19 protein-coding genes are annotated in these 21,086 nt (G+C 47.3%); 5 read left to right on the top strand and 14 right to left on the bottom strand.

The window, feature by feature from the left end; genetic code table 11:
• The first annotated feature begins 46 nt into the window (after nucleotides 1-46).
• Nucleotides 47-538 carry a macro domain-containing protein gene (locus FTU54_RS07655; protein WP_016659595.1) on the top strand — a complete coding sequence of 164 codons (492 nt, stop codon included), beginning with the start codon at nucleotides 47-49 and terminating at the stop codon, nucleotides 536-538.
• 151 nt (nucleotides 539-689) lie between these two features.
• Here the strand turns inward: FTU54_RS07655 and FTU54_RS07660 are convergent, their stop codons facing one another.
• Nucleotides 690-2,342, bottom strand: coding sequence for an acyl-CoA dehydrogenase family protein (locus FTU54_RS07660; protein ID WP_180046334.1), 1,653 nt, complete (start codon nucleotides 2,340-2,342; stop codon nucleotides 690-692).
• Nucleotides 2,343-2,422: 80 nt separating this feature from the next.
• Between FTU54_RS07660 and FTU54_RS07665 the strand changes: the two genes are divergently transcribed.
• Together FTU54_RS07665 and FTU54_RS07670 are read left to right on the top strand one after the other, a co-directional pair.
• Nucleotides 2,423-3,064 (top strand): TetR/AcrR family transcriptional regulator, encoded by a 642-nt coding sequence (locus FTU54_RS07665; RefSeq protein WP_180046336.1) that lies wholly within the window; start codon nucleotides 2,423-2,425, stop codon nucleotides 3,062-3,064.
• A 298-nt stretch (nucleotides 3,065-3,362) separates the two neighbouring features.
• Entirely contained in the window at nucleotides 3,363-4,883 is a 1,521-nt protein-coding gene (locus FTU54_RS07670; RefSeq protein ID WP_180046338.1) for a catalase, read from the top strand.
• A 69-nt stretch (nucleotides 4,884-4,952) separates the two neighbouring features.
• Here the strand turns inward: FTU54_RS07670 and FTU54_RS07675 are convergent, their stop codons facing one another.
• The 8 genes from FTU54_RS07675 to hcaE all read right to left on the bottom strand — a co-directional run bounded on the left by FTU54_RS07675 (nucleotide 4,953) and on the right by hcaE (nucleotide 12,698).
• Complete coding sequence (locus FTU54_RS07675) at nucleotides 4,953-6,002, bottom strand: MBL fold metallo-hydrolase (RefSeq protein ID WP_005182011.1); 1,050 nt, start codon at nucleotides 6,000-6,002, stop codon at nucleotides 4,953-4,955.
• A gap of 183 nt (nucleotides 6,003-6,185) precedes the next feature.
• Nucleotides 6,186-7,094 carry a DMT family transporter gene (locus tag FTU54_RS07680; RefSeq protein ID WP_016659599.1) on the bottom strand — a complete coding sequence of 303 codons (909 nt, stop codon included), beginning with the start codon at nucleotides 7,092-7,094 and terminating at the stop codon, nucleotides 6,186-6,188.
• Nucleotides 7,095-7,404: 310 nt separating this feature from the next.
• Entirely contained in the window at nucleotides 7,405-8,634 is a 1,230-nt protein-coding gene (gene hcaD / locus FTU54_RS07685) for a 3-phenylpropionate/cinnamic acid dioxygenase ferredoxin--NAD(+) reductase subunit (RefSeq protein ID WP_180046340.1), read from the bottom strand.
• Nucleotides 8,635-8,638: 4 nt separating this feature from the next.
• On the bottom strand, nucleotides 8,639-9,604 hold the full coding sequence (locus tag FTU54_RS07690; protein ID WP_005182005.1) for a 3-carboxyethylcatechol 2,3-dioxygenase: 966 nt from the start codon (nucleotides 9,602-9,604) through the stop codon (nucleotides 8,639-8,641).
• A gap of 67 nt (nucleotides 9,605-9,671) precedes the next feature.
• Nucleotides 9,672-10,487, bottom strand: a complete 816-nt coding sequence (gene hcaB / locus FTU54_RS07695; protein WP_168408474.1) for a 3-phenylpropionate-dihydrodiol/cinnamic acid-dihydrodiol dehydrogenase — start codon at nucleotides 10,485-10,487, stop codon at nucleotides 9,672-9,674.
• A 2-nt stretch (nucleotides 10,488-10,489) separates the two neighbouring features.
• Complete coding sequence (hcaC, locus tag FTU54_RS07700) at nucleotides 10,490-10,816, bottom strand: 3-phenylpropionate/cinnamic acid dioxygenase ferredoxin subunit (protein ID WP_005181999.1); 327 nt, start codon at nucleotides 10,814-10,816, stop codon at nucleotides 10,490-10,492.
• Complete coding sequence (hcaF, locus tag FTU54_RS07705) at nucleotides 10,816-11,334, bottom strand: 3-phenylpropionate/cinnamic acid dioxygenase subunit beta (protein ID WP_005181997.1); 519 nt, start codon at nucleotides 11,332-11,334, stop codon at nucleotides 10,816-10,818. The genes hcaC and hcaF overlap by 1 nt, the downstream gene beginning before the upstream one ends.
• On the bottom strand, nucleotides 11,331-12,698 hold the full coding sequence (gene hcaE, locus FTU54_RS07710) for a 3-phenylpropionate/cinnamic acid dioxygenase subunit alpha (RefSeq protein WP_180046342.1): 1,368 nt from the start codon (nucleotides 12,696-12,698) through the stop codon (nucleotides 11,331-11,333). Before hcaE ends, hcaF begins: the two co-directional genes overlap by 4 nt.
• Before the next feature lie 281 nt (nucleotides 12,699-12,979).
• On the opposite strand from hcaE, the gene hcaR reads away from it, so the two are divergent.
• The gene (gene hcaR, locus FTU54_RS07715) at nucleotides 12,980-13,879 is read left to right on the top strand and encodes a DNA-binding transcriptional regulator HcaR (protein ID WP_180046344.1); all 900 of its coding nucleotides are present in this window, start codon (nucleotides 12,980-12,982) and stop codon (nucleotides 13,877-13,879) included.
• Between the two features lie 306 nt (nucleotides 13,880-14,185).
• Nucleotides 14,186-14,863 (top strand): DUF1345 domain-containing protein, encoded by a 678-nt coding sequence (locus FTU54_RS07720; RefSeq protein WP_180046346.1) that lies wholly within the window; start codon nucleotides 14,186-14,188, stop codon nucleotides 14,861-14,863.
• A gap of 75 nt (nucleotides 14,864-14,938) precedes the next feature.
• Here FTU54_RS07720 and FTU54_RS07725 read toward each other — a convergent pair whose 3' ends face one another.
• The 5 genes from FTU54_RS07725 to FTU54_RS07745 all read right to left on the bottom strand — a co-directional run bounded on the left by FTU54_RS07725 (nucleotide 14,939) and on the right by FTU54_RS07745 (nucleotide 20,705).
• On the bottom strand, nucleotides 14,939-15,799 hold the full coding sequence (locus FTU54_RS07725) for an alpha/beta fold hydrolase (RefSeq protein WP_005181976.1): 861 nt from the start codon (nucleotides 15,797-15,799) through the stop codon (nucleotides 14,939-14,941).
• 282 nt (nucleotides 15,800-16,081) lie between these two features.
• On the bottom strand, nucleotides 16,082-17,353 hold the full coding sequence (locus FTU54_RS07730; RefSeq protein WP_180046348.1) for an OprD family outer membrane porin: 1,272 nt from the start codon (nucleotides 17,351-17,353) through the stop codon (nucleotides 16,082-16,084).
• A gap of 590 nt (nucleotides 17,354-17,943) precedes the next feature.
• On the bottom strand, nucleotides 17,944-18,963 hold the full coding sequence (gene dmpG, locus FTU54_RS07735) for a 4-hydroxy-2-oxovalerate aldolase (RefSeq protein WP_005181971.1): 1,020 nt from the start codon (nucleotides 18,961-18,963) through the stop codon (nucleotides 17,944-17,946).
• Nucleotides 18,964-18,974: 11 nt separating this feature from the next.
• Nucleotides 18,975-19,871, bottom strand: coding sequence for an acetaldehyde dehydrogenase (acetylating) (locus FTU54_RS07740; RefSeq protein ID WP_005181969.1), 897 nt, complete (start codon nucleotides 19,869-19,871; stop codon nucleotides 18,975-18,977).
• A gap of 36 nt (nucleotides 19,872-19,907) precedes the next feature.
• Nucleotides 19,908-20,705, bottom strand: a complete 798-nt coding sequence (locus FTU54_RS07745) for a 2-keto-4-pentenoate hydratase (RefSeq protein ID WP_005181967.1) — start codon at nucleotides 20,703-20,705, stop codon at nucleotides 19,908-19,910.
• Nucleotides 20,706-21,086 lie beyond the last annotated feature (381 nt).

A 21,086-nucleotide genomic window follows, 5' to 3' on the forward strand; every position in this document is an offset into this window, starting at 1 on the left:
TAGAAGATCAATTCAAACAGCCTCTTCCAAAACAGGAGTTCACAGCATGATTTATGAAGTTTCTGGAGATATTTTATTGAGCCAAGCCCGTGCCATTGCCCACGGTGTTGCCCCAAATGATAACTTTGCCACCGGACTGGCTTTAAGTCTGCGCGAACACTGGCCGGCGCTGTATAAAGACTTCCGTAACTATTGCCATATTTACCATCCTAAAGCGGGTGAACAATGGACCTGGGTCAATGCCGAAGGTCAGCGCATCATTAATCTGATGACTCAGGAAGCGGCCTATGACAACGGTTCCAAGCCGGGTAAAGCATCGACAGAATACGTCAACCGCACCCTGAAAAATCTGAAACAGCTGGTTGAAGCCGAGAATATTGAAAGTCTGGCGCTGCCACGTCTGGCCACCGGTGTCGGCGGTCTGGATTGGGAAGAAGTCCGCCCGCTGATTTACAAGCATTTAGAAGACCTGAATATTCCGGTTTATATCTACACCCTGTACCAGAAAGGGGTGAAAGCAGACGAACCGGCGCATTAAGCCAAGCTCGTTTGATCGTTAGCGTGAGACTGATGCCGGGATCACACGGCTGCGCAACTGCAGACCGCCATGCATCCAGTCCGATTTCCCCGCTTGGCTGAAGTCAAGAGGGGAATTTTTCTATCAGGATACGCTCTATCACGCGTGATGTTTAAACCGCCAGCGCACGTTCTAACAGCCGGGCAACATCGACCTGGGCCGGGTCTAACATGCCCACCACCTGACCATGCAGGGTCTGATAACGGCTCTGGATAAAGGCCTGTGCCACAAAATCAGGTGCATGCTGGTTTAAGATGACCGCTTGTGCCAGCAGCACCAAACGGCTTACCAGCGTACGTGCCATAAACTGCAAGGCTTGTGGGTCTGTCTGCTGGAACAGCTGCATCAGCGCCTGTAATTCCTGCTGTAACAGCGGCTGCTGTTGCACACCGTCGGCCAGCGACTGCAACAGGACCTGCATGGAGGCCGGATCACGCTGTATCGCGCGTAGCACATCCAGACACATGACATTGCCCGACCCTTCCCAGATACTATTCACCGGAGCTTCTTTAAAAATACGCGCCATGATGCCAGTGTCGACATAGCCATTGCCGCCAAAGACCTCCATCATTTCGCCGCTCAGCTCGACAGTACGCTTACACACCCAGAACTTGGCAGCCGGGGTCATAATCCGCTTCCAGGCCTGCGCCAGCGGCGTATCCAACTGGTAGCACTGCGCCAGATAAAAGCCCAGCTGCACCGCGGCTTCGGTTTCCAGTGCCAGATCAGCCAGCACCGCCTGCATCAGCGGCTGTTCAGCCAGCGGCTTACCAAAGGCTTTACGCTGCCGGGTATAGGCAATACATTGCACCAGCGCCTGGCGCAACATGGCACTGCTGCCGACCACACAGGTCAGGCGGGTATAATTGGCCATTTCAATAATAGTGGGAATACCACGGCCAGCTTCGCCAATCATGATGCCCCAAGCCTCGTGAAACTCGACTTCCGAGCTGGAATTGCTGCGGTTGCCGACCTTATCTTTTAAACGCTGGATATGAATCGTGTTCTTGCGGCCATCTTCCAGCCAGCGCGGCACAAAGAAGCAGGCCAAGCCATCCTGTTCGGTTTTGGCCACCACCAAATGCGCATCACACATCGGCGCTGAGAAAAACCATTTATGCCCGGTCAGCAGATAAGGCTGGCCACGACCCGCTGCCCCCACCGGAGTGGCGATGGTTTCATTGGCGCGTACATCGGAGCCGCCCTGCTTTTCAGTCATGCCCATGCCCAGCCAGATTGATGTTTTCTGCGCCATTGGAATATCCCGCGCATCATATTCATTCGACAGCAGTTTATCGCCGAGCTGTTGCCACAGTTCAGGTTCACGCTGAATAAGCGGAATACTGCCCAGGGTCATGGAGGCAGGACACAGGTTGCCACATTCGACCTGACCACTCAGATAAAACCGCGCTGCCCAATCGAGCCAGCCAGATGCGGACTGAGGTTCAATAAAGGGATGGGCATGGGTCTGAAATTCCCGGTTCAGCGCCATCCAGTAATGCCAGGCCGGATGGAACTCGACCACATCCTGACGGCGGCCGCGAGCATCAAAGGCCTGTAACTGCGGGGTATGGCTATTGGCTAAATGGGCAGAATGATAAGCCTCTGCCGATCCGGCCTGCTGACCGAGTGCGCTAAGGCGTGCCTGATCCTGACTGCCATAGCGCTGCAAGATTTCCTGCAACACGCGGTCACTCGCAAACAGATTATAATCCTGACGTTCATCAAACTGATTCTGAATAGAATGGGTCATCCATGCCTGCATCGTTCATCGTTCCTGATTGATTATGATGATAGGCTTTCAGTATAAAGAATATTCACCCACAGCATGTTCGGTTTTCAGTCATGACCTCCCCCTCTGTACAGCTGCGGCGTAAGCCTCGCCAGTCCCGGGCCAAACAGACCCAGCAGGCCCTGCTGGACAGTGTTGTTCGGCTTTTGCAGCAGCAGTCACCCGCACAGCTGACCATCCGCGAGATTACCGAACTGGCCGGGGTCGGTCTGGGCACCTTTTATGAATACTTTGCCCAGAAAGAAGATTTGCTGGCCTGGGTAATCCACCAGCAGATTATCCAGCATGTCGAGGCGCTACGCAGTTATACCCAGCCACCGCTACAGTTATCCACAACTGGTGATATTTGCAGCGATATACAGGCCCTGCTGTGCTTTCAGCTCGACCGTATCCGCAGCGAACAGCGGCTGTGGGCCAGTGTGTTTTTACTTGAACGCAGCCTGTCGAGCGAACAGGCCTATCAAAAGCATTATCAGCTGATGCTGGACAGCTGGCAGCAGATTTTAAGCCGCTATATACCTGAAACCCACGAACGCTTGCGCTGTGCCGAAAACCTGCATCGCATCAGTTATGGCTTTATTTCACAAACCCTGTTAATCCAGCCCACATTTCAGGACTGGCCGCAACTGCAGGCCGATATTGAACTGGCCATCCAGCCATTTTTAGCCCGGCTCATCTCAACAAAATCCGACTAAAACACTCAGAAATCAAAACTTTAAGCTATCGATTATTCCTTTGAGCACTAATCGTTTTATCTATTTGAAAAAGTGTTATATTCGGTTTAAGTTAAATGAGAACCAAGTTGCATTTTTATGTTTTTTATCCATCGTCATTCTGCCCAGCCAGCTATTGCAAGGTAGATTTCAATGATAAGCTGGGTTTATTTTTTATATTGATGACTTTGATAACGGTTAATTTCATGGGATGTCACCTGCCTGGAGAATCCAGCCCGTGTCCAACGTCAGCACATGAATACAATAACGGAGAACGATAATGAGCCAAGACTTTAAAAAATGTCCGGTCACCCACCTCACCACCGATGCCGGTGCTCCGGTGGTCGATAACCAGAACAGTATGACCGCCGGTGCCCGCGGTCCATTACTTACCCAAGATTTATGGCTCAATGAAAAACTGGCGAACTTTGTTCGTGAAGTGATTCCTGAGCGTCGTATGCACGCCAAAGGTTCAGGTGCATTCGGAACCTTTACCGTGACTCACGACATTACCCAATATACCCGCGCCAAAATTTTCTCTGAAGTCGGCAAGAAAACCGAAATGTTTGCCCGCTTCTCGACGGTGGCCGGTGAGCGCGGTGCTGCCGATGCCGAACGTGATATTCGCGGTTTTGCACTAAAATTCTATACCGAAGAAGGCAACTGGGATTTAGTCGGTAACAACACACCGGTGTTCTTCTTCCGTGACCCGCGCCAGTTCCCAGACCTGAACAAAGCGGTAAAACGTGACCCGAAAACCAACGTCCGTTCCGCCAACAACAACTGGGATTTCTGGACCCTGTTACCAGAAGCGCTGCATCAGGTGACCATTGTCATGTCAGACCGCGGTATTCCAGATGGTTATCGTCATATGCATGGTTTTGGCAGCCACACCTACAGCTTCATTAATGCCAACAATGAACGTTTCTGGGTCAAATTCCATTTCCGTACCCAGCAGGGCATTAAAAACCTGACCGATGCCGAAGCCGCAGCACTGATTGGCCAGGACCGTGAAAGCAGCCAAAATGACCTGTTTAATGCAATTGAACGTGGCGATTTCCCGAAATGGACCCTATTCGTGCAGATCATGCCGGAAACCGAAGCGGAAACCGTGCCTTATCATCCGTTTGACCTGACCAAAGTCTGGCCAAAAGGTGATTATCCATTAATTGAAGTCGGTGAGTTTGAACTGAACCGTAACCCAGAAAACTATTTCCAGGATGTGGAACAGGCCGCTTTTGCACCAAGTACTCTGGTGCCGGGGATCAGCTATTCACCAGACCGTATGCTGCAAGCGCGTTTAATTAACTATGCCGATGCCGCACGTTATCGCGTGGGGGTAAACCATTCCCAGATTCCGGTAAACGCAGCCCGTTGTCCGGTCCACTCTAACCGCCGTGATGGTCAGGGCCGTATGGATGGCAACTATGGCGGCTTGCCACACTATGAGCCAAACAGCTTCCAGCAATGGCAGGAACAGCCACAGTACCGTGAACCACCACTGAAAATCCGTGGCGATGCCGATTTCTGGGATTATCGTCAAGATGACAGCGATTACTTTAGCCAGCCGCGTGCCCTGTTCAACCTGATGAATCCTGAACAGAAACAGGCGCTGTTTGACAATACTGCGCGTGCCATGGGCGATGCCTATGACTTTATCAAGTACCGTCATATCCGTAACTGCTTTATGTGTGACCCGGCCTACGGCGAAGGTGTAGCCCAAGCCTTGGGGATGACCGTGACAGATGCTCAGGCCGCTCGAGCCACCGACCCTGCGCTGGGTCAGCCAGGCGTGCTCTAAGCCTCTACACAGAGAGTTCAAGCCATAAAAAAACCACCTTCGGGTGGTTTTTTGTTGCAGGATTTAAACTTAAACAATCAGCTTCTTGCCTTCGCGAATGCAATAAAACGGATTCATCAGTTTTGAGGATTTACGCATGGCATTTTGCAAATCGACTTCCGGCTGTTCACGGCCTTCATCGGTGAGCTGGAAGGTACGGTAATGAATGGCCAGCGAACATTTGGAATGCAGGTCTTTATGCGCCTGAAAAGCATCTTCCGGATTCATGTGCATATAGCGCATCAGGTCCCGTGGCTCATAGGCACCAATCGGTAATAGTGCAATCCGCGGTGCGCCAATACGGGCATGGATTTCCTTAAAATGCGAGGAATAACCGGTATCTCCGGCAAAGAAGCAGTGATCTTCACCATGCAGAATCGAGAAGCCACCCCAGAGGGCACTGTTCTGGTCGCGCATACCACGGCCTGAACCATGCTGCGCCGGAATATAGACCAGTTTTAATTCATTAAATAGCGCCGATTGCCACCAGTCCATTTCCACCACATGAAAGTTTTTTGGCAAATACCAGCTGTTGCCCAGTCCGGTATAAATTGGCATGGCAAAACGGGCATGTAACCAGCGCAGGGTGGCCAGATCCATGTGGTCATAATGGTTATGGCTCAACAGCACCGCATGAATGGTCGGTAACTCTTCCAGGGCAATTCCAGCCGGGCAAATCCGTTTCGGACCTCTGCCCTGCTGCGGTCCGGCATATTCACACCAGACCGGATCGGTCAGGAAATTATAGGGGCCAATCTGAATCAGAACGGTAGCATGCCCTACAAACCAGATCTGCCAGTCATCCAGGCTGGCATTCGGACGTTCCTGCGGAATCGGACGCTTGCCTTCAGCGGGCTGCTCTGGTGTGTTTTCTGCGGTCCAGCTATTGCGTTTACGCTGTAACAGCCATTTCAGCAAATCACTGCGGCTACGCCCTTCGGGTGCCGGCACCGGATTGAAAAACTGGGCACCGTTATAATGCCGGGAAGGTAAAAACTGCAAAGCAGGCTGACGCCAGGCGTGTGACCAACATGTTTCGGTTGGTAGCTGAAAATGCTTAGGTTCCGCGTTTTGATTCATGTCAGTCCGATAAAAATTGAAGCACGTAGAGCAAATCCTGTGATTTATTAAGTCTTCATTACACAGGACAGCAAGTGCCGATGCAATATGCATAGTATCCAAAATTGTGGAATATTTTGTTTTATGTTTTTGTTGTTTTTAGCAAAAGCCAAAACAGCAGGAAGCGCATGGCTTCCTGTGCTGTCACCATTTAGAAAAATACTGACGCTGCCAGTCTTTCCAGAAATACATCACAATGCCCAGCATCACCACCGCAATCCCGGCCACCGCATGTGCACTGATATGCTCATGATTCAGGGTCGCTCCGAGTACCAGTGCAATAATCGGGGTCATCACATTGCTTAAAGAGACAGTGGACGCAGCCAGACGGCGAATCAGCCAGAAATAACACAGCATCGCCACAATCGAAGACATGATCATGGTAAACAAAAAGCCAATCATGGTTTGCATGCCCGGCCATTCGGTTGGCATATGTGACCAGATGAATGGCAACATCAGCATTGAACCCAGTGCCGAGACCAGCAAGGAACCGGTGGCCTGTGACATCGGACTCAGTGGTGCATTAATCTGCTTGACCCAGAAAATCGAGCTGATATACGACACCATGCTAATTAACATCAGCACAATCCCAATCGGGTTGATCTTGCTGTCTGCCGAGTCGGCAAAGACATAACTCAGCCCGGCCACCGCCACCGCCATGCCCAGCCATTGCAGGGCCACCAGTTTCTGGGTTTTTAAAATCACATGGCCAATTAAACCGGCAATAAGCGGGGAAAAACCAAAAATCAGCGCCATTAAACCCGAAGTCAGGTAATTGGCTGCCAGATAAATAAACAGCTGCGCACCAATCAGGTTCAGGCTGCCCGCCACATAACTTTTGAGTGAGGTTTCATCCAGCGGCAACGGATCACGCATCAGTTTCAGTAAAAACAGCGCAATCAGCGAAGCCCCGAAATAGCGGATAATCAGCACCCACATGGGATGGACTTCTTCCACACTCCACACAATCGCCAGCGGCGTGGTGGCCCAGATCAGCACCAGCAAGGCATAGATACTTGCGGTAACGATCATGGGAGATGAGTTTGAACTCATAGACAACTCAACTAAATTTGAAAACCATAAAATGAAAGCATCTTTATTCAAACCCATCTTGAAATAATGAGGATGACGACCTGAATGTCACCACGGAACGAAGAGACGCCCAAACAATGAAAAGAGTTTTGCCCTGCGAACTCAAAAATAAATTTTGAGGATTCTTATCAGCTTTAAAAAGTAAGACCTACCGACACAAAGTCATGTACAAATCACCATGCACATTGCGCTCATGTCTCAACAAGAAAATAAAACAGCCATAAAAAAGCAGACCAAAGTTACCCAAGGTCTGCCCTGCCGTATCGCCGGATTATTTTACCAGCTTACGAAGATCCTGACTCAGATCGAGATATTTGTCAGCCTCAAAAGCCGCCTGTTTGCTGATCAGCTTTTTCAGGTGACGCATGTCTTTGGCTGCATTCACGGTAATCCCGCCAACGATCACGCCATCGGTGACACCAAACAATACGAATGATGATTCAGCACGCAGTTCAGGTTTAATCTCGCCACGCACATGCCATTCAGCCGCTGCCATATCACCAACAAACTGATAGTTGATGTCCAGCTGATCGGTCCAGAACCAGGCCGGGTTTGCCGCTGGATGTTCAACGCCCATCACGTGACGCGCGAAGATACCGGCTTGCAGGTTGGCATTTTCCCAGGTTTCAACGCGGCGGTGGTTACCACAGTCACGCAGTTGCGTGGCCACGTCACCCGCTGCATAAATATCCGGATTTGAAGTCTGGCAATTTTCATTGACCTTAACCGCAAAGTCCGCATCCAGACCGGCTTCAACGGCCAGCTGTGCATTCGGGATAATCCCGATGCCATAGACCACAGCATCTGCACGCAGCTCTTCACCGCCTTCCAGTGTTACCACAATTTCTTCGCCATCCAGCTTGCATTCTGCAATCTGGGTCGACAGGCGTACATCAACACCGGCCAATTGTTGCTGCTGCAGCAGGAACTCGCTCAGGATGCGTGGTGATGAACGACCCATCACCATTGGACCCATTTCAATCACGGTCACTTCACATTCTTTAAAACGTGCGCTTGATGCAAGCTCCAGACCGATCACACCACCACCAATCAGGATGATACGGCGGCCCGGCTGTAATACCGGCACCAGCGCTTGTGAATCTTCCAGGTTACGCAGGGTGTACACGTGTTTACCCAGCGCATCGAAGTTGGGTAAACGACGCGCTGCACCACCGGTGGCCAGCAGTAACTTGTCATAAGCAACGACATCACCGTTTTGCAGTTCAACCGTTTTTGCCTCGGCATTGATTTTGGCCACACCGTTACCACGGATGGTTTCAACGCCCAGTTCCGCCAGTTTTTCTTCTGACAGAATTTCGATTTTGGTTTCGGCTGGTTTGAGAATCACATCTTTAGACAAAGGCGGACGCTCATACGGCAAATGGGTTTCATCCCCGATCAGGGTGATTTTGCCTTCGTATTTGTTGCCACGTAATTCCAGAATTGCTCTGGCACCGGCCTGACCTGCACCGACAATCACGATGCTGTTTACATTGCTCATTCAGTTAACCTTTTAATTCTGCAGAAACGATACCGAAACCGGCAATCCACTCGCTGATTTCTTCATAGCAGTGGGTGGTCATGTCATATTCGCCCAGCTCATGCAATGCAGCAAATGCCGCCATCCATGAACGGACTTCCTGACCGCCACGGCCGCCATCACGACGGATTTCCGCTTCAGTCATGGCTTCCAGTGCTGCGAAATCTGCCTGCTTGAATTTCTCCAGCAAGGCAATATCCCATTCCGCATTCAGCGGAACCGCTACCGAGGTATCCCCCGCGGCCAGCTTCTGACCCACGGCAATAATTTTTGCCTGACGGGCTTCACGTGCTTCCGGCGTCGGGTTGCGACCGGCAATCAGGAATTCTTCCACTTCTGGTGGTACCGAACCCATTTGCGGTGTAGGTGGATCGTGAGACAGACCACCCGTACCCAGAACCAGTACGCGTTCGTTTTCAAGATTCAGTGACTTAATAAACTGACCGACCGCACGACCTAAAGCAATGGTACGTTTGGTGGTTGGCATTGGCGCAGCTGCACCATTAATGAAAACTGGAATGGTAGGATAACGATCGAGCTGACCACCACACAGGAAATGTAATGGCTGGGTCACACCGTGGTCGGCCTGCATACGATACGAATAGGCCACATCCACGCCTTCATCAAGGACACGGCGAACCAGATTGAGTGCAGTTTCTTCAGGCACATCAATCTTGTTGTTGTCTTTACCATAGTCCCAGTCACCTGCTGCAGTGGCACGAATACCCACACAGAAACTTGGCATCAGGTCATAGAAGAAACCATTGAAATGGTCTGGACCAAAGGTAATGATCAGGGTTGGATCGTAGGCTTTGACTTCCGCAGACAGTTTTTCAAACGCCTGACGAACAGCTTGTTCTTTGCGTTGTTCTTGCGGAGTGGCAAACTCCATTAAAGGACTGTGCGATGCACAAATAAGTTTAACGGCCATGTGTGACTCCTAAACGGAAGGCAGCCAAAAGGCTGCCGGGTTAGTCCATTATGTTTTAAGGCGTGAATTACTCGTCAAAGAAACCGGCACGTGGTTGACGTAAACCACGAATGCCCAAGCCACATTCCGCGTTAATCAGCACGCCGGTCAGTGGACGGTTATTTTGACGTGAAGCCAGCAGCACATATGAACCGGTCATATCTTCTGGTTCTGGCAAGAAGTTCAGTGGCATACCACGGGCAATTTTCTCAGGATCACGTGCATCGAGCAGGCCAACATTTTCCTGACCGAGTGATGCCGCACCTTTGATATTCACATTCATGGCAGACGGTGCCACGGCATTAACACGAACTTTTGGCGCTAATTCATAGGCCAGTTCTTTCATGATGCCTACACCAGCATGTTTGGATGCGGTATAAACAGGACCACCGCCCGATGAATACAGCGCAGAGTTCGATAAAGTGAAGATGATTGAACCTTCTGACTTGATCAGCTCGTCTAGCGCTGCTTTGGCACCCAGAATCAGCGACTTGGTATTAATGCCCATGATTTCATTAAAGGCTTTATCCAGTTGCTCACCCGAGGTGTTAACGATATCGGCATAGTGATCCCAGATACCGGCATTACCCACAAAACAGTCAAGCTTGCCAAAACGCTCAACGGTCGCTTGAACAGCACGGACATTGTCTTCATAGTTGGCAACATCACCAGCGATTGCAAGAATTCGGTCACCAAAGTGTTCCTGTAAAGCATCAACTTTAGACTGAGAACGCTGAAGAACGGCCACCTGTGCTCCTTCTTCCAAAAAACGCTCAACCAAAGCCCAGCCTAAACCTGAACCACCACCAGTGATGAGTGCAACTTCGCCTTTTAGCCAACCCATGATTACTCTCCTGCCATCTCTACGTATAACGCGCCATCTTCAACAATCACTGGGAATGTCTGGATTGGATCTGTTGCTGGCAAGCATAGTGCTTGACCAGTTTTCAAACAGAAACGTGCAGAGTGCAGCGGACATTCAACTGTACCGTCATCTTCCAGATAACCTTCAGACATCGATGCATTACCATGTGAACAGCGATCATTCATTGCGAAGAATTCACCGCCATTGTTGAATACTGCCAGCGCATCGATACCGTTTACGCCGCAGTCCACTTTCAATGCTTCGCCTTCGTCAAGCTCGTCAACTTGGCAAACAAAAATCTTATTCATTAGAAGAACACACTCAGGTTATGTGAGTTATAGGTAACTTGGTCAAGCGTGATCTTACGGTTGAAGATCTGGAAGCCTAAGCCGCCTTCAACTTTACGGATCTTGTCATGACGCTTACCACAGTAAATCGTAACGTCTTTCTCTTTTTGGGTACGGTACAGTAAATAAGTCACGTACACATCGTATTCGCCTTCTACTTCAGACGCTTCAACAATCACGTTAGACACCATGTGAGTCGTACGTGATGGAGGCTCTTCTGCCCAGGCCATACCGGTTTCAAGACGGGCAACACGACGTTCCAACAGATCTTTCGTATCGTTGAACACCCAAGTCGTCGGTGGTTCAACCGAACGACGACGGTCACGGGTTTGTGCGTTTGGTGTGGTACGTAGCGTATAAGAAATATCTTCAGCTAGCGTGTCTAACCACTCGCGGAATTTCCAGTCATCAAGAAGCTTGGCTTCTTGATACAGGAACTGACTGATCTGGTGATGAAGTTCTAAGCTGATTTGACTCATTTCATAAGCTCCTTCTCGTATTCGTCAGCCGCTTTTTCAACGTCTTCCCATTTTTCATGGATCAATAAATCTGCCCAGCGACGGTACATACCGCGTGCTGCAGTTTCAGAGAAAATGTAGTTGGTGATGCCCGGGATACCATCTTCACGTACTTTCTCGTTGCCTTTACCCATCTCAACGATCAATTTGTTTTGACGTGCTTTATAACCACGTAAAACTTTCTGAATCTCGATCCAGTTCTCAGAGTCATCTTGCTCCAGGAAGCCGGCAGGACCGAATGCACGCGTTGCAGAGCGTTCAAACGCTTCTTTCACTTCTTGAGACGCTTCAGCATCGGCAATACAGAATGCCCAAACTTCAGTTTTGTTTGGACCACGTGGGTGCCATACGCGAAGTGTTGCAGTACCGTTCAACCAAGACAGTGTCGGGAACATGGTGTTGTGACCTGCAAGACGCAGCGCACGTACTTCACCTAGACGCTCTTTTACTTCTTCATACGTTTCGCGGAAGTAGTTGGCCACTTCACCGTCAACCCAAACGTTTGCATCTGGTTTCTCTGTGAAGAAGAAGCCTGAACCGTGACCACGTGAACCGTATTGCAGTGCATCTTTTGCAGTTTCCCAAACTGGACGAGCCGTTTGAGCAGCACCTAATTTCTTGGTTGATTCGTCGTCTGGTTTCGCGCCAAGTACCTGAATCGCAGATGCGTGAGAGAACAGGGCGTGGTATTGGTCAGATGCAAACTGTTCAGCTGCAAATTTCCAGTTACACTCGATTTCCCACTTGTGTACACCACCCACAATCACAGTACCGCCTTCACGACGATCGACAACGCCGTCCAGGTACCAAGCGATATCGCCCATGTATTCTTCTAGATCTGGAGTCGTTTCATCCCAGCATCCGAAAATCAGGCCTTTGTATGATTTAACACGGTTAACTTCTACCAGACCCCATTGCTCTTTACATGCACCATGTGGGTAAGCACGATCTTCAAGCGGGATGTCTTTTAGAGAACCATCAATACCGTATGACCAGCCGTGGTATGGGCAAGTGAACGCACGTGTATTACCACAGTCTGCGAAGCTTACGCGCATAGAACGGTGACGGCATTGGTTTAAGAATGCTTTGATTGAGCCATCTTTTTGGCGTGCCACGATGATTGGATCTTCACCCATGTAGGTATTGAAGAAATCGCCAGCCTTAGGAATTTGGCTTTCATGGCAAAGGAATAACCATGTACGACCGAAGACACGTTCAAGTTCTAATTCGTAAATGTCAGGATCTGTATAGATAGATGGCGTGATACGTCCATTTTGTGCATCGACTAAAGCGTCGATTTCGCGCACATCAATTTTTCCACTCATGAAAAGCTCTCCTGTGACCAGTTATGGCACAAAGTAATAGACTCAACTTTGCATGGATAATGATTTTTTAGCGGGGTTTAGTGAAATATTTTTTTTGTTTTAATTAAGATATTTTATCAATTACTTATCGCTTATTTCTCTTTATTAAAGCATTAATAAAATTTGAAAGCCTATTTATTTCCTAAATGGCAGAATAATCTTCACCTAATAGTTGATTATAGATTATACTCTTAAGACATGATAGTTAGACATTTTTTGAATTAATCTTTTGGAATGGGTTTATGGAATTACGTCACCTTCGCTATTTCATTACCGTGGCTGAAGAACTGAACTTCAGTAAGGCTGCCTTGAAGCTCTACACAGCCCAGCCTTCTTTAAGTCAACAGATTAAAGACCTCGAAGAAGACGTTGGCGTAAAACTGTTACACCGGACCAAACGTAAGGTCGAACTGACAGAAGAAGGCGCAGTGTTTCTGGAACAGGCGCGCTTGACCCTGGCGCAGGCCGACAAAGCCGTGGCCATGGCGCGTCAGGTGTCCCAGGCCAAACAGCAGATGCTACGCATTGGCTTTGTACCGGTCGCGGAAATGAAGATTTTCCCGTATGTGTTGCCGAATCTGCGCGTACAGAACCCGGATCTGAAAATTGAATTGCTCAGTATGAACAACAATGATCAGATGAAAGCCATTAAAAAAGGTGAACTGGACATCACCTTTACCCGTCACAACTTTAACAGTGATGAAATTGAAAGCCAGTTCGTGCTGCGTGAACCGCTGATTTTCATTTTGCCGAAAGACCATCCGCTGGCAAAATACGAACGAATTCCAGTTAAAGCACTGAATGGTATAGATTTTATTATCCCATCAGCAGAGCAATCTCTTACCCTTCACAACACCATTTTAGATTTTGCCAAAGCTAATAATATTGAATTTAATATCGTGCAAAAAGCCGATAACATCTTGTTTAACATCAACTCTATTGGTATTGGTCTAGGTTGTACGATCCTTCCAGGCTATATTACACCACTGACCATGAACAACACCATCATCCGTCCGCTGGATATCGAACTGCCTTATCTGGACCTGTATGTCAGTTACCGCAAAAACAGCAACTCGCCATCGGTCGACAAGTTTATGGAACTGCTGACCCGGGTGTTTTACCTGGATATTAACCGCGATTAAGCCGCGCTTTGGCTGACTGCCTGTAAGCATCATTATTTCGAGACTAAATAATGGTGCTTTTTTTATGGCCAATTTGCTGGCTTTTTAATCAGATTAGACTTAAGTCGCAGGATTTTTTGCACCATTTTTTATCATTTTTGCACTTTTACGACTTTTTCTCTGCTAGCCGCGCAGATTTATTTTCAGCCGTAAACTACAACTTAAGTCTAATAAGCTAGACTACAGTGAAGTGCCGCTATGTTCTGCCCCTGAAGCAGGATGCTAGGCATGCTTTTATCTGTCATGGGCCAGATCAAAGGAATAAGAATGATAAAAACACCGTTTAGCCATATTAAAACCGGGATGCAGTCTCATCCTTATTTTTTTATCAGTTTTCTGATCACCACGGTGCTGTACGGTATTTTTCAGTGCTTGAGCCCGTGGACCTGGTCGACCTGCCTGCTCATCAGCTGGAATATTGCCGTGTCCGGCTATCTGCTCTTTACCCTGCTGAATTTCTGGCACAGTGATCATCAGCATATTCTGCAATGCGCCCAGCAGCAGGATGCCAGTAAATGGCTGATTCTGTTACTGCTGTTTCTAACCCTGGTGATGTGTTTTATTGCGATTATTGTCGAGATCAACTTATTTGCCCAAACCGACTTTGCACGCATGGGGCATTTTCTGCTGGCGATTACCACTATTTTATGTGCCTGGCTGTTTATGCATACCATTTTTGCGATTCACTATGCGCATGACTATTATCTGGCGCTGCAACAGCATCAGGCAGGTGGTCTGGAGTTTCCGAAAACCCCTTATCCGACCTATCCGGATTTTCTCTATTTTAGTTATGTGATTGGCACGTCGGCACAAACCGCCGATGTCACCATCAGCTCACGCGCGATGCGTATCCTGAATACGCTGCATATTGTGCTGGCCTATATGTTTAACACCACCATTCTGGCGATTTGTATTAATCTGGTGGCCAGCTTTATTCAACACTAAACCGGTTGAGCCAGAAATTCCGCCCATAAAAAAAGGATGGCCTGTCACCATCCTTTTTTCGCTTTTATCACCGACTTATTTTACGCCGTGCGCCGCCAGGTAGTTTTTAATAACTGTGTTGAACTCATCGGCTTTTTCAACTTGTGACCAGTGCCCACACTGGCTGAAGATGTGTGCATCTGCATTTGGCACCACATTCAGGATGTCCCAGGTACGGGATACTGGAATCACCACGTCTTGAGTACCATGAATCAGAAGTACAGGTACGGTGATGTCTTTCATTTTTTCGAAGTCTAACGGGAATTCGAAACGGTCACGGTCACGCGCACCCACCACATCCATTAAACGGTCAGATGCATAGTCATTTGCAGCCGAGTCAAAACGGACTTTCACCAGTTCGTCTGTAATCAGGTCTTTGTTCACCACGAACATAGACAGTGTCTTACGGATCCCTTCTTCAGTCAGTACTGGGTTCGCGTGCGCTTTCAGTGCCGCAGTTTGCTTGGCACCACCGGTACCCATAGACACGATACCCAGAACGCGCTCTGGATAATCCAGTGCCAATTGAAATGCCAACCAGCCACCTAAAGAGTTACCCACCAACCAGGTTTTCTCGATACCTAAAGCATCTAAGGTACGGATTGCGTGATCAACCCAGGCACGGATCCCGTATTGGGTACCCGGTGCAACAACGGTTTGACCATAACCAATGGTATCAATCGCGATACAACGTGCCTGTTCACCAATTTGTGGCAGGTTTAACCACCAGTTGGCCGCTGCAGATACACCCGTACCTGAACCGTGCAAGAACAGAATTGGCGTACCTTCACCAATTTCATGGTAATGGGTGAGTTCGCCTTCTGCGGTTTCAATCCATTTATCTTCTAAGCCAAAGAATGAATCTGTTGTATAGTCAGGGATTTGGACAGTGCTCATACTTACTCCTCATACAGTCTTTAGCTTGCGTTTCCCTCAATCTTGGAAGGTCTGGACGTCAAGTGACTCGTTGAACATGCGTTTTCTATAGGCTTATATTAACCGCTCCTGCGCTTTCAACTGATACAAAATTACGATTTTAAGCTACAAAAAAACGATTATTTAAGCCATTGTTTTTAAACATTTTAGTTAATTTTAAATCCTTATTTTTATTAGGACTTTCATCTGTTTTTATATAAAAAAGAGCAGCTGGAGGTGCAGCTGCTCTTTGATCTTGACCAATTAGAATGTATAGGTATAGGTCGTCGCGATACGGTGTTCTTCTAGATCGTTACCACCTGAGATATTGTCATAGTTGGTATCAATAAACATGTAGTTGAAACCTAAACCTTTTAGCTTACCTTCTGGTACCACATAGTTCACAATCAGGTTGTTTTCATTTTCTTTGCCACGCGGTTCGCCTGCACCATTATCGACATCCCAACCACGGAAATGACGTGCAGTTGCGGTTAAACCTGGTACACCCACATCAGCAAAGTTATAGGTATAACCCAAGCTCCATGATTTTTCATCTTTACGGATAAAGCTTGCCACCGACCAGTTGTCTAGATAAGGCTGTGGTACCCAACCACCCAATGTCGGGAACATTGGCGCTTTGTTACCATGCTCTCCAAACATTTGCTGGTAGCCTAATTGTACTGTGTGCATACCATGGTTGATTTTTGCACCTGCAGACACGGCCTGGCTGTCAATCTTGCCATACAGCTGGTCACCTGACTCGCTATTGTCAAAATAACGTACATGAGTGTCTAACTTGGTGTTTTCAGCCAAGGTGGTTTTATAGTTTACAGCGGCATAATGCTGTTGGTAGATGTTGGTGACATCTGCATACCAGTAACTACCCCCCACTTTTGGGGTGAATTGATGATCAATCCCGGCAATATACATACCGTCATCTGTACTGACTGCTGTCGCAAAGTTGTTTTGCGGAAATAAGCTCAGGTCATGATATTGATTTTCATAACGTGCATTAATGCCATCAATATAAGCCAGAGTTAACTTGGTATCTTTCAGGTCCTTAGACTCTAACCAGGCACCATTATAAGTAGTCAGTAATTGGCGAGATGGATCAAAGAATACCACTGGTGACATTGGTAATAGATCACCAACCTTCAACTCAGTTTCAGATACCTTAACTTTTAAGGTTGCACCAACTTTACCAAAATGATCTTTAGATTCTTTGCCATCGTGAGGTAACACCCAATCCGGATTTTGATCACGGCCGTTGAGTTTAACTGCATGTTGAACCAGTACATCTGCTCCAATTTGCACGCCACCACCAATATCATGATAACCCGACTTGGCATCCAAAGTTACCGCCTGTGACCATGAACCAAAGTTCAATTCTGGTTTATCTTGATACTGACGATCTAAATAGAAATTTTTAAATTTAAGTTGAACATTGCTGTCATCAATAAAATCTGCATATGTAGCAGAAGTTCCTAAAGTTGCTGTCGCAGCAAGCATTGCTATCCATAATTTTTGACGACGCATGGTAAATTTTCCCATTCAGCAGATAAAAACAATGCCGTCATCATGCGTAAGCATAATCAAATAGAAAATCCGACCACAGTATTAAACATTTATCGGTTTGGGCATTTTTTTGATTTCACAGCGCTTTTTTTATTTTTTTAAGATATTTCAGCAATCATTTCCCTGCTAAATACTCTCCACCCTAAAAATATAAACATCTGTTATTCATATTATTTTTCACTGTATTTTTTATTTATTTTGAGTTTTTAAGCTTTATTTATTGGTTTTAACATTAACACTTTAACTAATAGCTTTTAACTATCAGTATTATTTATAAAAAATTTAATATTTAAAATAATTCAGCTTTTCCTCGAATTTAAATTAATCGGTTTTCTACTCCCCCTTTTTCCATCCTTTTAAAATAAATCCCGGCTGATCATTTAACAGATTTTTTATATAAAAATAAGATGCGTTTTAAATACATTGATCTGTGTGATTTTAAATCCGGATTTATTTTTAAAGTGTGATATTAAGCAACTCAATCACACCAATAAAAAAAGCACCCCAAATATATTGGAGTGCTTTGCTTAAGCCAGTTTTAAAATTAAAACTTAAGCTTGCATTTCACGTGCTTTAGACATGGTCAACGCCAAGTCTTCAATCATGTCTTCCTGACCACCGACTGTACCACGGCGACCCAGTTCCATCAGGATTTCACGCGCAGACACGCCATATTTCGCTTCAGCGCGTTTTGCAAACAACAGGAATGAAGAGTAAACACCCGCATAACCTAAAGTTGCCGCATCACGGTCTGCACGAATTGGGTTGTGCATCATTGGAATCACAAGGTCTTCAGCAACGTCTTGTACTTTGAACAGGTCAACGCCTGTATCCATACCCATACGGTTCGCTACAGCAATGAACAATTCAAGTGGTGTGTTACCCGCACCCGCACCAAGACCTGCAGAGGCCAAGTCCACACGTACTGCACCTGCTTCAACCGCAGCAACCGTATTCGATACACCCATACCTAAGTTGTGGTGACCGTGGAAACCGAGTTCGATGCTTGGATCTAAGTGTTGACGTAAGTGACCTACACGATCTTTCACGTCTTGAGGAAGCATGTAACCTGCTGAGTCTGTGACATAAATACAGTTTGCACCGTAAGACACCATCTTCTGTGCTTCTTCTAAAAGACGCTCAGGAGAAGCCATGTGAGCCAGCATTAAGAAGCCCACGGTGTCCATGTCGAGTTTACGAGCAGCAGTGATGTGCTGTTCAGAACAGTCCGCTTCTGTACAGTGTGTTGCAACACGAATCGTCGATACACCAATTTCATGCGCCATTTTCAAATGGTCAACTGTACCGATACCAGGAAGAAGCAGTGCAGACACTTTCGCATTCTTCATACGTGGCACAACAGCAGACAGGTATTCTTCATCTGTTGCAGCAGCAAAACCGTAGTTCACTGATGAACCGCCCAGGCCGTCACCGTGGGTCACTTCAATTAAAGGTACGCCGGCATCATCTAGCGCTGTTGAAATGGCAATCATTTGCTCAACAGTGGTTTGATGGCGCTGCGGGTGCATACCATCACGTAAAGTCATATCATGAACAATAATCTTAGACATGAGGTTGCTCCTTAAGCTTCAGCAGTGTTGAAAACGTGTTCAGCAAACATTTCTGCAGTACGTGCAGCTGCTGCTGTCATGATGTCGAGGTTACCTGCATATTTCGGCAAGAAGTCACCTAAACCTTCGACTTCTAAGAAGATCGAAACACGGTTACCGTCAAAAATAGGACCATTTACCAGTTTGTAACCTGGTACATATTTTTGCACTTCTTTAATCATCGCATGCACAGATTCAGTAATCGCTGCTTGATCTGGCTCACCTTCAACGAGACAGTGAACAGTATCACGCATCATCAGTGGTGGCTCAGCTGGGTTAATGATGATGATCGCTTTACCTTGTTTCGCGCCGCCCACTTTTTCAATTGCACCCGCAGTGGTACGAGTAAATTCATCGATGTTTTTACGTGTACCCGGACCAACTGATTTCGTCGATACCGTTGCAATGATTTCGCCATATTCAACAGGTTGAACGCGAGAAACTGCAGCAACCATTGGAATGGTTGCCTGACCACCACACGTTACCATGTTAACGTTTGGTACTTCGCCAGCCGCAAGCAATGCTTCAAGATTCACTGGTGGTACACAGAATGGACCAATCGCCGCAGGTGTTAAGTCAATCATCAATACGCCAAGTTCATTGAGCTTGCGGCTGTTTTCTGCGTGTACGTATGCAGACGTTGCATCGAATGCAATTTTGATGTCATCTTCGATTACGTGAGGAAGAAGACCATCTACACCTTCAGCCGTGGTTTTTAAACCCATTTTCGCCGCACGCGCCAGACCTTCAGATGTAGGGTCAATACCCACCATCCATACTGGCTCTAACCATTCGCTACGTTGTAATTTGTAAAGCAAATCAGTACCGATGTTACCTGGACCGATCATTGCACATTTAATCTTTTTCATGAATGTACTCTCTTAAAATTCTGATCAGGTTGGGGCTTATTCAGCAGCGAATGCCGCTGTAACTGAACCAAAGCCTTCAATTTCAACTTTGAATTCATCGCCTGGTTGCGCCACAACCATTGGCCCTAATGCACCTGTTAAGATGATGTCGCCTTTTAACAATGGACGACCACGGCGTACCATTTCATCTGCCAGCCAGACTGCAGCATTCAGCGGGTTGGCTAAACAGGCTTTACCCACACCTTGAGAAACCACTTCTTCACCGCGGGTCATGACCATCTTGCAGTTCACAAGATCCAGGTTTTCCAGTTTTACCGGTTGAGAACCCAGTACAAACGCCGCTGAAGATGCGTTGTCTGCCACGGTGTCAATCAGGCTGATTTTCCAGTTTTCAATACGGCTATCCACCACTTCTACTGCTGGCAGTGCGTAGTCAGTTGCACTGATAATGTCAGCATAGGTGTGTTTTTCTTTGGTCAAATCTTCTTTAATGACCAGTGCAATTTCTGCTTCAACTTTCGGTTGAATCAGCAAACCTGCAGGAATGGCTTCACCATCACCATAGGCCATATCTGCAAACAACATACCGAAATCTGGCTGATCAACACCCAGTTGTGCCTGAACTACCTTCGAGGTCAAACCAATTTTGCGACCTACTAAACGGCGGCCTTCTTTCAACGCGCGTTCGGTATTTACTTCTTGAACTGCGTACGCGATATCTACATCAGCAGATTCACCGCCTAATTGTGGGCGAATCGGTGCAATCGCAGTTTGTGATAATTCAGCATCTCTTAACGCTTGAGCAACTGATGCAACAACAGCAGAATTCGACATCAATGTTTCCTTAAACTGCAAAAATTGGGCTTATGCTGTTGACTAGATTTTTCGGCATGCAGCTGAACATCGGCCGATATAGGGGGGACTGATCAGAGCGGCAACAGGCTGTTGCTGCCGATCTCTAGCAAACGCGCATAGATATAAACTGATTTAGAATCGGAAAAATGGACTTTTTATGCCAATACTTATTTTATTTTTTACAATAGCTAGAACCTATAACACAGCCACAACTCAACCGACACGAAGCCCCTGATAGCTATAGATTTCCGAGTATTTCTATCCACTTTTTGAGGAAATCTGGATGAGAAGTTTCAGCGCTTAAGGCTTCGGTATTAGACGATTTTATCAGCAGTTTTTAGAGGCAATAAGGCTGCACAG

The sequence above is a fragment of the Acinetobacter sp. YH12116 genome, assembly GCF_013418895.1.
GTDB lineage: Bacteria > Pseudomonadota > Gammaproteobacteria > Pseudomonadales > Moraxellaceae > Acinetobacter > Acinetobacter indicus.